This is a genomic window from Glaciihabitans sp. INWT7 (assembly GCF_014217685.1).
Lineage (GTDB): Bacteria > Actinomycetota > Actinomycetes > Actinomycetales > Microbacteriaceae > Lacisediminihabitans.
Map to the genome: position 1 here is coordinate 1305415 of NZ_CP043653.1, position 12219 is coordinate 1317633.

Consider the following 12219-nt stretch of genomic DNA (forward strand, 5'->3'; position numbering starts at 1 on the left):
GCACAACACCCGCCGGCCCGCGGGGTGGTGCGTGTGGGCAGAGTGCGTCGGGGCGCCGCTGCCCGCCCCAACCGTCACGAACGGCTGGCCCGGCGCTTCGATCGAGCAGTTTCTGACGGCTAGCGTCGTGCGCGGAGTGGCCGCCGGGCGGAGTGGCCGCCGGGCGGAGTGGCCGCCGGGCCGAGTGCGCCCATGCCAACCATCCGTCATAACCTGCTGGCGCGCTGCTCGGGCGGAGCCATTTCCGACAGTTCACCCGGTGCCGCCGAGTCAGTACCGGCGCCACAACACCCACGCCGCCGCTCACCCGTCACAAAACGCTGGCCCGGGCCCCAGCGGGCGCAGTTAGTGACGGATCGGTGGACGCCGTCGGCGAAGACGTCGCGTCTAGCCCTGTCAAACGGGGACGTCAACATCGAGGTGGCAAATGTCGCTCCCCAGCCCGCCCGTCACAGACTGCGCTTTCGGTTCCGTGGGGGAGTACTTTCTGACGGATCGGCGGATGACGCCCCATAAGCGCCGTCGACCGCCGGGCTTGTGCTGTCCCGCACCCACCGCCGACCCCACCACACCCCACCGCCCATGGCGAGTCTGACGGGGCGGCGCGCACGCCATCGATAGAATCGTCCTAATCGGCAGCGGCCGGTGATCAACGGTAAGGAATGTCGGGATGACAGCGAAGCGGGACAAATCGGCTGAGGAACTCCCCGGTTTCGATCGCGTCGCCACCGGCCCGACCGGTCGCCCGCTCAGCGTCTTCGCGGAGCCTCCGGTTCTGGCCTCCAACGGTCCCGCGCGTATCATCGCCCTCTGCAACCAGAAGGGTGGCGTCGGTAAGACCACGACCGCGATCAGCCTCGGCGCAGCGCTGGCAGGCTATGGCCGCCGGGTGCTCGCCATCGACTTCGATCCTCAAGGGGCCCTGTCTGCAGGCCTCGGTGTGGCCTCCCACGAGGGCTCGAACATCTACGACCTCATGCTCGGAACCGTGAAGGATGCCCACCAGGCCATCCGCACGACGTCCACCCCGGGCCTCGACGTGATCCCGGCCAACATCGATCTCTCCGCGGCCGAGGTGCACCTCGTGAACGAGGTGGCTCGCGAGCAGATCCTGGCACGGGTGCTCCGCCAGGTGAGCGGGGAGTACGACGTGATCCTCATCGACTGCCAGCCCTCGCTCGGGTTGCTCACTGTCAACGCCCTGACAGCCGCCCACGGTGTGCTCATCCCGCTCGAGTGCGAGTTCTTCGCCCTGCGCGGTGTAGCCCTGCTGGTCGAGACCATCGACAAGGTCAAGGACCGGCTCAATCCCGCACTGCAGCTCGACGGCATCCTCGCCACCATGTACGACTCCCGCACCCTGCACTCCCGTGAGGTGCTCGAGCGGGTGGTCGAGACATTCGGTGACCGCGTCTTCGAGACCGTGATCGGGCGCACCGTGAAGTTCCCGGATGCGAGCGTCTCCGGCACCCCGATCACACAGTTCGCTCCCGATCACGCGGCAGCCGGGGCCTACCGCCAGCTGGCCAGAGAGTTGATCGCCCGTGGCGCGGTCGCCTGACGCGACGGTCGAGCATCCGGAGGCCGCCGGCTTCTCGGTGAGCCTCAGCAACTTCAACGGCCCGTTCGATCTGCTGCTCTCGCTGATCGGCAAGCATGAGCTCGACATCACCGAGATCTCCCTCAGCATCGTCACCGGCGAGTTCATCGCCTACCTCAAGCAGCTCGACACGGCGACGGAACTCGACCAGGCGAGCGAGTTCCTCGTCGTCGCCGCGACACTGCTCGATCTCAAGGTTGCCGGGCTGCTCCCGCAGGGCGAGCTGGTGGATGCCGAGGACGTGGCGCTTCTCGAGGCTCGCGACCTCCTGTTCGCCCGCCTGTTGCAGTATCGGGCATTCAAGGAGGTGACGACCTGGTTCTCCGCCCAGCTCGATGCCGAGGCGACCCGGCATGTGCGCACGGTTCGACTGGAGGAGAAGTTCCGTAAGCAGACGCCGGAGCTCGTCTGGACTCTCAGCCTCGAGGACTTCGCCGCCATCGCCGCGCTGGCATTCGCGCCGCGCGAGCTGCCCACCGTCGGGCTCGACCACCTGCACGCGCCCCTCGTGAGCATCCGGGAGCAGGCTGCTCACGTCGTCGCCCTGCTGCGCCGCGGCGAGCCGATGACCTTTCGCCAGCTGATCGCCGGTGTCGAGCAGAAGGGCGTGATCGTGGCGCGCTTCCTCGCGATCCTCGAGCTCTACCGCGGCGCCTCACTCGCGTTCGAGCAGCTGGAACCGCTCGGCGAACTCACCGTACGCTGGACCGCCGAACACTGGTCGGAAGAGAACCTCGCGAGCCTGGGATCAGACTATGGAAATTGACCTGATGGATGAGACCCCCGAGGCGGCGACCCCTCCGGTGAACGTCGAGCGAAGCCTCGAGGCGATCCTCATGATCGCCGACGAACCGCAAACGCTCGTCTCCCTCGCTACCGCTCTCGGCGCGCCCGTCGCGGCCGTGAGGCAGTCGATCGAGCGACTCGTCGCCGACTTCGACGGCCACGGTGAGGCCGGCGGCATCCGTCGCGGGTTCGAACTTCGCGAGGTGGGGGGCGGATGGCGCATCTACGTGCGCGGCGAGTATGACGACGTCGTGCGCGACTTCGTGCTCACGCAGAACCCCACGCGACTGTCGCAGGCCGCGCTCGAGACGCTCGCCGTGATCGCCTACAAGCAGCCGATCAGCCGGGGCGCCATCGCGTCGATCCGGGCCGTGAATGTGGATTCCGTCGTGCGCACGCTGCTGGGTCGCGGCCTCATCACCGAGGCCTTCACCGACAGCGAGACCGGCGCAATCCACTACGCCACCACCGATCTCACCCTCGCCCAACTGGGCATCAACTCGATCGACGAGCTGCCGGCGATCTCGCCACTGCTCTCCGACGGATCGGACGGTTTCGCCGATGGTTTCTGACCTGCCCGCTGGCGCAGCCTCCGATGACGGTGTGCGCCTGCAGAAGCTCATGGCCGCGGCCGGCGTCGCCTCTCGCCGCGTCTCGGAGAACATGATCGAGGCCGGGCGCGTCGAGGTGAACGGCGAGGTGGTCACCGAACTCGGCCGCCGCGTGCTCGGCACGGATCTCGTCTCCGTCGACGGCGTCGCCATCCAACTCGACACCTCGCGCCGCTACCTCATGCTCAACAAGCCCGTCGGCATCGTCTCCTCGCTTCAGGATGACCGCGGCCGCCCCGACCTCCAGCGCTTCGTGTCGCGTTTCGACGAGCGGCTCTTCAACGTGGGAAGGCTCGACGCACAGACCTCCGGTCTGCTCATCCTCACCAACGACGGCGAGCTCGCCCACGTGCTCGCGCATCCGTCTTTCGGGGTGATGAAGACCTACATCGCCAAGGTCGAGGGCCGGGTGTCGCCGCAGACCGTCGCGAAGCTCACCAGCGGCATCGACCTCGAAGACGGGCCGATTGCCGCCGACAAGGCGCGCATCGTCGGCCAGGCCGGCGCGAGCGAGACCATCGTCGAGGTCACCCTGCACTCCGGGCGCAACCGCATCGTGCGGCGGATGCTCGAGGAGGTCGGCCACCCGGTCATCGACCTCGTGCGCCGCCAGTTCGGTCCGCTGCACCTCGGGTCGCTCGGGGCAGGGGACATCCGCGACCTCACCAAGGCCGAGCTCGGTGCGCTGCTCACGATCTCGCGCGACGCGAGCTCTGGAAGCTCCGGGGACGCTGACGCCGAGGAGACCGACTGATGGCGGTGCGGGCCGTTCGCGGAGCCATCCAGCTCGATCGGGACGATCGTGCCGAGGTATTGCACGCCACCGCCGAGCTGCTGTCGAAGACCCTGCACGCCAACGAGATCGACACCGACGCCCTGATATCGGTGATGTTCACCGCGACGCCCGACATCACGAGCGAGTTCCCCGCCCTCGCGGCGCGGGAGCTGGGGCTCGGCGACGTGCCCTTGATGTGCGCGGTGGAGATGGATGTCGTTGGCTCGATGCCGCGCGTCATCCGGCTGATGGCCCTGGTGGAGTCGGACACCCCGCGCAAATACATCGTGCACGCCTACCTGCGGGGAGCGGTCGCGCTGCGGCTCGACCTCGCCCAATAAAGCCCCGCCTCTAGAGCAACGGAAACCCAGACCATGAATGGAAGCCGCATGATCGGCCAGGTGCGCGTCGTCGGCACCGGACTCCTCGGCGCGAGCGTCGGCCTCGGGCTCCGCGCCCTCGGCGTCGACGTGATCGTGCACGACTCTTCGCCGGCGAACCTGAGCCTCGCCATCGACTACGGGGCAGGACGCGCCGCCCGCGACACCGACAATCCGCGGCTGGTGGTCGTGGCGGTGCCCCCGGATGTCACGGCACGGGTGATCGCGGATGAGCTCGCCGCCTTCCCCGATGCGCTGGTCACCGATGTCTCGAGCGTGAAGGTGGCGGTGCTGGCCGGGGTGAGGGACTCCGGAGCGGACGTGAACCGCTATGTCGGATCGCATCCCCTCGCCGGCCGCGAACGGGGCGGACCGATCTCGGCCCGCGGCGACCTGTTCCTCGGACGCCCCTGGGTGATCACCCCGCACGACGGGATGCCGGCGGCGCAGGTCGGCGTCATCGAAGACCTCGTGCTCGATCTCGGCGCGGTTCCCGTGATCATGACCGCCGAGCAGCACGACATCAGTGTCGCCCTCGTCTCCCACGTGCCCCAGGTGATCGCCTCCCTGCTGGCTCGGCGCCTCAGCGGGGGAACCGAATCCGCCCTCTCCCTCTCCGGGCAGGGGCTGCGTGACACCACCCGCATTGCCTCGAGCGATGCCGAGCTGTGGGTGCAGATCCTCGGAGCGAACGCCGCCGCGGTCACGGCGGTGCTGCGGGAGTACCGCGCCGACCTCGACCGGGCCATCGACACTCTCGACGCCCCGCAGCTGCCTGGCGCCCGTCGCGCCCTCGCCGAGCTTCTTGCCGGCGGCAACACCGGAGTGGCGCGCATCCCCGGAAAACACGGCCAGGATCGGCGCTTCAACCAGATCATCGTGATGGTCGATGACAAGCCGGGCGAGTTGGCGCGGCTGCTGACAGAGATCGGAGACATCGGAGTGAACATGGAAGACCTGAGGCTGGAGCACTCACCGGGGCAGCAGATCGGGCTCGCCGAGATCTCCGTCGTGCCCGAGGCCGAGTCGGGACTCGTCGCCGACCTCGAGGCGCGCGGATGGCGTATCGCCCAGGTGAACGCGTGAGCGCGGCAGCCGAGGCGCGCCAACCGCGTGTCGTCGTGGCCATCGATGGTCCGGCCGGAAGCGGCAAGTCGAGCGTGAGCCGGGCATCCGCCCGCGCCCTCGGGTTCGACTACCAGGACAGCGGCGCCGCCTACCGGGCGCTCGCGTGGTTCGCGCTCGAGAACGGCGTGAACACCGCGGATGCCGACGCCGTGATCGCGTCGCTGCCCGCGTTCGCCTACGAGATCGGCATCGATCCCGACGACTATTTCGTGCGAGTCGGGGGAGTGGATGTCACGGACGCCATCCGTGACCCCCGCATCTCGGCAGTGGTGAGCGAGGTCGCGCGGGTTCCGGTGGTGCGTGCCTACCTCGTCGACCTCTTCCGGGGGGTCATCGACCGCAGCGAACGCCCCGGTATCATCACCGAGGGACGCGACATCACGACGGTGGTCTGCCCGGACGCCGACACCCGGATACTGCTGACCGCCTCCGAAGAAGCTAGAATGGCGAGGCGTTCCGCTGAGTTACCGTCGGAGTCGGCTGCGGCCGTTGCCGAAAAGCTCAGTTCTCGAGATGCCCAGGACTCCCGGGTTGTCGACTTCATGAACGCCGCCGAGGGTGTGACCACCCTCGATTCAACAGATCTCGACTTCGACCAGACCGTGCAGGCGGTCGTAGCACTTGTCGGTCGAGTAGGCCGCTAGGCCGTGTCGAGACCACAGACCAGGAAATCCCCATGCCAGACAACAACGACCAAGAGCACGACGAATACGGCGATCTCGACCCGAAGCTGAGCGAGAAGCTCGCGGTGCTCGACGAGTCCGACGCACTCATGCGAGCCAATGCGCTTCGTGCGGGCCTCGAGGACTACGACCTCGACGAGGAAGACCGCGACATCCTCGACTCCGCGTCGGACGATCCGGATGCCATCACCTACCTCCCGGCGCTCCCCGTGCTCGCGATCGTCGGTCGCCCCAACGTGGGCAAGTCGGCGCTCGTCAACCGCATCCTCGGTCGTCGTGAAGCCGTCGTGCAGGACACCCCCGGTGTCACCCGTGACCGCGTCACCTACAAGGGCGAGTGGGCCGGACGCAAGTTCACCCTCGTCGACACCGGCGGCTGGGAGCCCGACGCCAAGGGCATCAACGCCTCCGTCGCCGCCCAGGCCGAGATCGCGATCGACCTCGCCGATGCCGTGCTCTTCGTCGTCGACGCGACCGTCGGGGCCACCAGCACCGACGAACACGTCGTGCGCATGCTCCGCTCCACCAGCAAGGCCGTGATCCTCGCCGCCAACAAGGTGGACGACGCGCGCCAGGAGCCGGAGGCCGCCGGTCTCTGGAGCCTCGGCCTCGGCGAACCGTGGCCGGTCTCTGCCCTCCACGGCCGCGGTGTCGCAGACCTCCTAGACCACGTGCTCACGATCCTCCCCGAGGTCTCGGCCGTCGCGAAGGAGGAGGTCGGCGGACCGCGCCGCGTCGCCATCCTCGGCCGCCCGAACGTCGGCAAGTCGAGCCTGCTCAACAAGGCGGTCGGCGAAGAGCGGGTAGTCGTCAACGAGCTCGCCGGAACCACGCGCGACCCGGTCGACGAGCAGGTCGAGCTCGGCGGAAAGGTGTGGCGCTTCGTCGACACCGCCGGCATCCGTCGTCGCATGAATCTCGCCCAGGGCGCCGACTTCTACGCCTCGCTGCGCACCAGCGCGGCGCTCGAGAAGGCCGAAGTCGCCGTTGTCGTGCTCGACGTGAGCGACGTGATCAGCGAGCAGGACGTGCGCATCATCGACCTCGTGCTCGAGTCCGGTCGCGCCCTCGTGCTCGCCTTCAATAAGTGGGACCTGATGGATGACGACCGCCGTCGCTACCTCGAGCGCGAGATCGAGCAGGACCTCGCGCACGTGGCCTGGGCCCCGCGCGTCAACATCTCCGCGAAGACCGGTCGTCACCTCGAGAAGCTGGTTCCCGCCCTCGAGCTTGCACTCGCCTCGTGGGACACCCGCATCCCCACCGGCAAGTTCAACGCTCTCGTCGCCGAGCTCGCGGCCGAGCATCCGCACCCCGTTCGCGGTGGAAAGCAGCCGCGAATCCTGTTCGGAACCCAGGCCGCGACGCGTCCGCCGACGTTCGTGCTGTTCACCACCGGATTCCTCGACCCGGGCTACCGTCGATTCATCACGCGCCGCCTTCGCGAGATCTTCGGCTTCGAGGGCAGCCCGATCAACGTGAACATGCGGGTGCGCGAGCGCCGCAAGCGCACGTAGCCACCGCCGCGGGTCGAGTAGGAGCGCCAGCGACGTTGGCACACACGACGCAGTCCGAACGATCCCGCTTATGGATCGGGCGGCGGCTTCGTGGGGAGCGAGACCCGCTGACGTTCCAACCCCACCCCGACTACCCCCGGGGAACCACCACTACCGGAACTCTCGCTGCCTTGAGCAACCGCGAGGAGACTCCGCCGAGCAGCACCCTGCGTGCCGGTCCATACCCCCGCGAGCCGCACACCAGCAGGTCGACTTGCTCTGGGCGGAGATCAGCGAGCGCGTCAACCACGGGCCCGTCCAACAGAAGCGGAGTCGCGTCGATCCGCCTGGCAGCGTCTTCGAGCGATCGAGTGAACTGGGCCCTCTGCTCTGAGGCGAAACTGGTCGGCTCACCGAGGCTCGGCTGCACCCGGGTATCGGGAAGCACGCTCACGAGTCGCAGTGTCGCTCCGACCTCGGTCGCGAGTTGGCGCGCGGTACTGAGCGCGGCTCGCCCGTCGGCCGTATCGATGAACGCGACAGCGACGTGCTTCGGGGATGACGCGGCGAATTCCTCATATGCCCACGGCACGATCACGACCGGTCCGGGCGCACCCTGCAGCACCCTCTCTGCGGTGCTCCCGGGAGCCGTGCGTCGGGTGCCGCGGGTCTTGTGCGACCCCAGCACCAGGAGCGCGCCGTATCCGGCCGATTCGAGGGCGTCGCTCAGCCCGTGGGACGCGGAGTCTGCGGCAATCGCTCGGTAACGGGCATCCGTTCCGGTGAGGATCGCGCGAGCGCCGCTCAGGAGGATCTCCGCCTGCTCGCGGTTGTAGGCGACCCACTCACTGTCGACCCGCCCCATGCCGATGGGAGCGGAACTCGGGTAAACGGTGATCACGGTGAGCGGACGCCCGCTCGCTCGGCTCCAGGCGGCGGCGAACGCAAGCACGTCAGCGCCGGCATCTCCCTTGTAGGCCGCGAGGATGGGCGCGGCACCCGGCTGTTCGGCCATCAGGCTGAGGGGTCCGACGGCAGCTGCGCCGCCTCTCCGGTGCGCACGCGGGAGTGCTTTCGCGAGTAGGAGAAATAGATGATGAGTCCGATGACGAGCCAGACGACGAAGCGCAGCCAGGTCTCCCACGGCAATTGGGCGATCAGATAGCCGCAGAGGAGAATGCCGATGATCGGGAACACGGGGGAGAACGGCACCCGGAACGGACGCTTCATCTCGGGCTTCGTGCGTCGGAGGATGATGACTCCCACGTTGACGAGCACGAAGGCGAAGAGCGTGCCGATGTTGACGAGCTTCACGATCTCATCGAGCGGTACGAGGGCGGCGAGGATAGCGATCAGCACGCCGAATCCGAGGGTGAGCCGCGCCGGAGTCCCAAAGCGCGGGTGCACCTTTGCGAGACGGCGGGGAAGCAGCCCGTCGCGGCACATGGCGAAGAAGATGCGGGTCTGGCCATACATGATCACCAGCACGACGCTCGTGATCGCGATGAGCGCTCCAGCGGCGAGCAGTCCTCCCGCCCAGGGGATGCCGGCTCCTTGGCGAAGGGCGGCGGCCAGTGGTGCATCGCTACCCGACAGTAGCTTGACCGGGGCGACCCCGACGGCCGCGATTGCGACGAGCACGTAGAGAATCGTCGAGATGACGAGGGATCCGATGATGGCGATCGGAAGGTCCCGTCCCGGATTCTTTGATTCCTCCGATGCCGTCGACACGGCATCGAACCCGATGTAGGCGAAGAAGATCACGCCGGAAGCTGAAGCGATTCCCCCGAACCCGTCCGGCGCGAAGGGGGAGAAGTGGTTGGAGTTGTAGGCGGTGAATGCCACGACGATGAAGAAGATCAAGATGATGATCTTTATCACCACCATGACGGCGTTGAATGTCGTGCTCTCGCGGGTGCCGAGAGTGAGCATGACGCTGATCACCAGCACGATGAATACCGCCGGAATGTTGAACACACCGCCCTCGGACGGTGAGGTCGAGATCGCCGCCGGCAGCTCGAATCCGAAGGCGGCTCGCAGGAATTCATTGACGTTTCCGCCCCAGCCGACCGCGACCGCAGCGACGGAAACTCCGTATTCGAGCACGAGGTCCCAACCGATGATGAACGCCACCAGCTCCCCGAGGGTGGCATAGGAGAAGGTGTAAGCGCTGCCGGAGACCGGAACGCTCGACGCGAGCTCGGCGTACGAGAGCGCGGAGAAACCGCAGGTGATCGCGGCGAGGATGAAGGAGATGAACAGGCTCGGACCGGCGAGCTTCGCTCCTTCCCCGATGACGACGAAGATGCCGGTGCCGATGATCGCGCCGACACCGAGGGCGGTCAGCGCGAACGGTCCGATCGTTTTCTTCAGCCCCTCCGCGCCCTCTGCCTCCTTCACGAGGTCGGCCACCGAGCGAGTGATGAAGAGGTCTTTCATTGCCATGGGATACCCCCGAACTCGGCCTCTTCCGAAGAGGCGATCGAAGCGACCAATGTGCCACAGAACCCGAATCAATGACACGGGTTGACGGGGGTAGACCGCGCGGTTACTTTGGATCGCAGTGGGCTCGCCGCCGCCGAGCGAGTGTCGCGTATCGAGGCCGGTGGTAGTGCAGACTTAACTAATGTCCGACCGCCCCCCGCCCCTGCCGCCGGGCTACATCCGCGACCCCGGCGACGCCTGGGTCTACGGCCCGGACGGCGCGAAGTTCTGGGGACGCTTCGGCGCTGCCGGCCTCCTGGTGTGGCATCCGTCCCTCGGAATCCTGCTGCAGCACCGCGTCGGCTGGAGCCACTTCGGCGGCACCTGGGGCCTCCCCGGCGGCGCCCGCAAGCAGGGCGAGAGTGCGGTCGACGGTGCGCTGCGCGAGGCCGCCGAGGAGGCGACCGTGCCGCCGGAGTTGCTGCGCATCATCCACACTTCGGTGCTCGACCTCGGCTACTGGTCGTACACGACCGTTGTGGCAGAGGCGCTCGAGGTCTTCGAGCCGGTGATCGCGGATGCCGAGAGCGCCGAGCTGCGCTGGGTGCCGCTCACCGAGGTCGACGACCTGCCCCTCCACCCGGGCTTCGGCGCCGCCTGGTCCGATCTCCGCCAGCTGCTGGTCGAGTAGGGAGCGCCAGCGGCGTCGCGAGACCCCGCTGAGTAAACTCCCCTCATGCCCACCCTCCTAGCAACCTGCGTTGTCGGCGACCTGCGTCCCGATAAGGGCACTGTCGGCATCACCGCCATCGACAAGCGCCCCACCGTCGGCCCGATCAAGCTGCGCCGTCTCGGTCTCCACGCCGACGTGCAGGCCGACCGCAAGCACCACGGTGGCGAGGATAAGGCCCTCTACGTGTACGCCCAAGAGGATGCCGACTTCTGGACCGCGGAGCTCGCCCGCGAGCTACCGGCGGGCTGGTTCGGCGAGAACCTGCGCGTCTCGGGCCTCGACGTCTCGAACGCCCGGGTCGGTGAACGCTGGAGAATCGGCGGCACCGTCGAGGTCGAGGTCACCATGCCGCGCTCTCCCTGCGCCACCTTCGCCAGTTGGGTCGGGGGAGCGGATGAGCGGGGCTGGGTCAAGCGCTTCGCCACAGAGGGACGTCTTGGGGCTTACCTGCGCGTCATCCGCACCGGCCAAATCGCGGCCGGCGACGAGATCGAGATCCTGTCTTCGCCGCGGGATGCCCCAACCGTCCTCGAGGTCTTCCGCGCCTGACTCGCTGCCCGTTCGAGCGGCCGCCTCGGTCGCGCTAGTATGGTCAGGTTGTCTTCGACAGGTTCGCCTTCGACAGGTTCGCCTTCGATCGACATCGGGCTGTAGCGCAGCTTGGTAGCGCACCTGACTGGGGGTCAGGGGGTCGCAGGTTCAAATCCTGTCAGCCCGACAAAAGGTCTGTTCTAAGAACTGTTCTAAGAACTGCCTGAAAGTGAAACGCTCCTGAGGATTCTCGGGAGCGTTTCGTCTTTTCTGGCTCTGTCGCCGGTGTGAATCTGACAGTGGGAGCACCGATTGGTGCGTTGGTGCGTTAACTGACGAACGCGCCCTGTTTTGGGCGCGTTGGATTCTTCGGTCTGCGGTGGTGGGTGCCCGATGGCGGCGTGAGAAAACGTGCGCTCCCTACGTTCGGAGCGGTGATTCCAGCTCGCCTCGTTCTTGGATATCGAGGATTGAATCGCGGGCGGTGGTCTTCGTATAGAGGTTGTCCCAGACTCGGTCTCGGCGTCTGACGATAGGGTCCGCGCGAACGCGTTCTGGCTCGGCGTCGGCTTCGACTTCATCGCGCAGGAACTTCGCGATGGTGCGCAGGTTGAAGTTGAGGATCATGACTGTCACCAGGATCTGCCGGCGGCGAATCCTCGTACGCGTCGGCGTCCGGAGGACTCGACCCCTTCTTTGCCTGCGTCCTTAAAGCCGCTGTGCAGAGACTCGATCGACTGGCGCGCGTGGTCGTGGAACTCGTCCCATTCCTCGCTCATGAAGGGGAAGGCTTGCTTCTGCCGCAGGGTGTCTTCCTTGGTGAATGACACGGAATGTTGCTTGCAGATGCGGTCGAGAAACTCGGGAATATCTGCTTGGTCGACGCCGGGGCGATCCACGTTGGCGGCCTTGTCAGTTGCCCGGTGTGCGCTGGAACCCGAGTCGTGCATTTTGAAGTGGCTGGCGGCCGTGGTGTGGACTTTGTTCGCCCCGTCGATAACAACGGAGGAGGAATAGCGGGTTTCGGACAAGCTGACGTAGGCGCCATTATCCGAGCCAAGACGGCTGCGCC

At 67.0% G+C, this 12219-nt stretch carries 14 protein-coding genes and 1 tRNA gene; 11 read left to right on the forward strand and 4 right to left on the reverse strand.

Annotated elements, in window-relative coordinates; all coding sequences use genetic code 11:
- Nucleotides 1-670 precede the first annotated feature (670 nt).
- The 8 genes from F1C58_RS06385 to der are packed head-to-tail and all read left to right on the forward strand — an operon-like array spanning nucleotide 671 to nucleotide 7480.
- The gene (locus F1C58_RS06385) at nucleotides 671-1561 is read left to right on the forward strand and encodes a ParA family protein (RefSeq protein ID WP_185203546.1); all 891 of its coding nucleotides are present in this window, start codon (nucleotides 671-673) and stop codon (nucleotides 1559-1561) included.
- On the forward strand, nucleotides 1545-2366 hold the full coding sequence (locus F1C58_RS06390; protein WP_255461303.1) for a ScpA family protein: 822 nt from the start codon (nucleotides 1545-1547) through the stop codon (nucleotides 2364-2366). The genes F1C58_RS06385 and F1C58_RS06390 overlap by 17 nt, the downstream gene beginning before the upstream one ends.
- The gene (locus F1C58_RS06395) at nucleotides 2356-2958 is read left to right on the forward strand and encodes an SMC-Scp complex subunit ScpB (protein WP_185203548.1); all 603 of its coding nucleotides are present in this window, start codon (nucleotides 2356-2358) and stop codon (nucleotides 2956-2958) included. Before F1C58_RS06390 ends, F1C58_RS06395 begins: the two co-directional genes overlap by 11 nt.
- Nucleotides 2948-3751, forward strand: a complete 804-nt coding sequence (locus F1C58_RS06400) for a pseudouridine synthase (RefSeq protein ID WP_185203550.1) — start codon at nucleotides 2948-2950, stop codon at nucleotides 3749-3751. Before F1C58_RS06395 ends, F1C58_RS06400 begins: the two co-directional genes overlap by 11 nt.
- Complete coding sequence (gene aroH / locus F1C58_RS06405; protein WP_185203552.1) at nucleotides 3751-4113, forward strand: chorismate mutase; 363 nt, start codon at nucleotides 3751-3753, stop codon at nucleotides 4111-4113. The genes F1C58_RS06400 and aroH overlap by 1 nt, the downstream gene beginning before the upstream one ends.
- Before the next feature lie 33 nt (nucleotides 4114-4146).
- Entirely contained in the window at nucleotides 4147-5238 is a 1092-nt protein-coding gene (locus F1C58_RS06410) for a prephenate dehydrogenase (protein ID WP_185203553.1), read from the forward strand.
- The gene (cmk, locus tag F1C58_RS06415) at nucleotides 5235-5924 is read left to right on the forward strand and encodes a (d)CMP kinase (RefSeq protein ID WP_255461304.1); all 690 of its coding nucleotides are present in this window, start codon (nucleotides 5235-5237) and stop codon (nucleotides 5922-5924) included. The genes F1C58_RS06410 and cmk overlap by 4 nt, the downstream gene beginning before the upstream one ends.
- A gap of 32 nt (nucleotides 5925-5956) precedes the next feature.
- The gene (der, locus tag F1C58_RS06420) at nucleotides 5957-7480 is read left to right on the forward strand and encodes a ribosome biogenesis GTPase Der (protein WP_185203557.1); all 1524 of its coding nucleotides are present in this window, start codon (nucleotides 5957-5959) and stop codon (nucleotides 7478-7480) included.
- Between the two features lie 130 nt (nucleotides 7481-7610).
- On the opposite strand, the gene F1C58_RS06425 is transcribed toward der, so the two are convergent.
- A complete protein-coding gene (locus F1C58_RS06425) occupies nucleotides 7611-8474 on the reverse strand; it encodes a universal stress protein (protein WP_185203559.1) in 864 nt (287 codons plus the stop codon).
- Nucleotides 8474-9904, reverse strand: a complete 1431-nt coding sequence (locus tag F1C58_RS06430) for an amino acid permease (RefSeq protein ID WP_255461305.1) — start codon at nucleotides 9902-9904, stop codon at nucleotides 8474-8476. The genes F1C58_RS06425 and F1C58_RS06430 overlap by 1 nt, the downstream gene beginning before the upstream one ends.
- Before the next feature lie 181 nt (nucleotides 9905-10085).
- On the opposite strand from F1C58_RS06430, the gene F1C58_RS06435 reads away from it, so the two are divergent.
- The 3 genes from F1C58_RS06435 to F1C58_RS06445 all read left to right on the forward strand — a co-directional run bounded on the left by F1C58_RS06435 (nucleotide 10086) and on the right by F1C58_RS06445 (nucleotide 11334).
- Nucleotides 10086-10574 carry an NUDIX hydrolase gene (locus F1C58_RS06435; protein WP_185203561.1) on the forward strand — a complete coding sequence of 163 codons (489 nt, stop codon included), beginning with the start codon at nucleotides 10086-10088 and terminating at the stop codon, nucleotides 10572-10574.
- Between the two features lie 45 nt (nucleotides 10575-10619).
- Complete coding sequence (locus tag F1C58_RS06440) at nucleotides 10620-11165, forward strand: MOSC domain-containing protein (RefSeq protein ID WP_185203563.1); 546 nt, start codon at nucleotides 10620-10622, stop codon at nucleotides 11163-11165.
- A 95-nt stretch (nucleotides 11166-11260) separates the two neighbouring features.
- Nucleotides 11261-11334, forward strand: a tRNA-Pro gene (locus tag F1C58_RS06445).
- Nucleotides 11335-11567: 233 nt separating this feature from the next.
- On the opposite strand, the gene F1C58_RS06450 is transcribed toward F1C58_RS06445, so the two are convergent.
- Together F1C58_RS06450 and F1C58_RS06455 are read right to left on the reverse strand one after the other, a co-directional pair.
- Nucleotides 11568-11774 (reverse strand): hypothetical protein, encoded by a 207-nt coding sequence (locus F1C58_RS06450; protein ID WP_185203565.1) that lies wholly within the window; start codon nucleotides 11772-11774, stop codon nucleotides 11568-11570.
- A gap of 5 nt (nucleotides 11775-11779) precedes the next feature.
- Nucleotides 11780-12178, reverse strand: coding sequence for a hypothetical protein (locus tag F1C58_RS06455; protein WP_185203567.1), 399 nt, complete (start codon nucleotides 12176-12178; stop codon nucleotides 11780-11782).
- Between the last annotated feature and the right edge of the window lie 41 nt (nucleotides 12179-12219).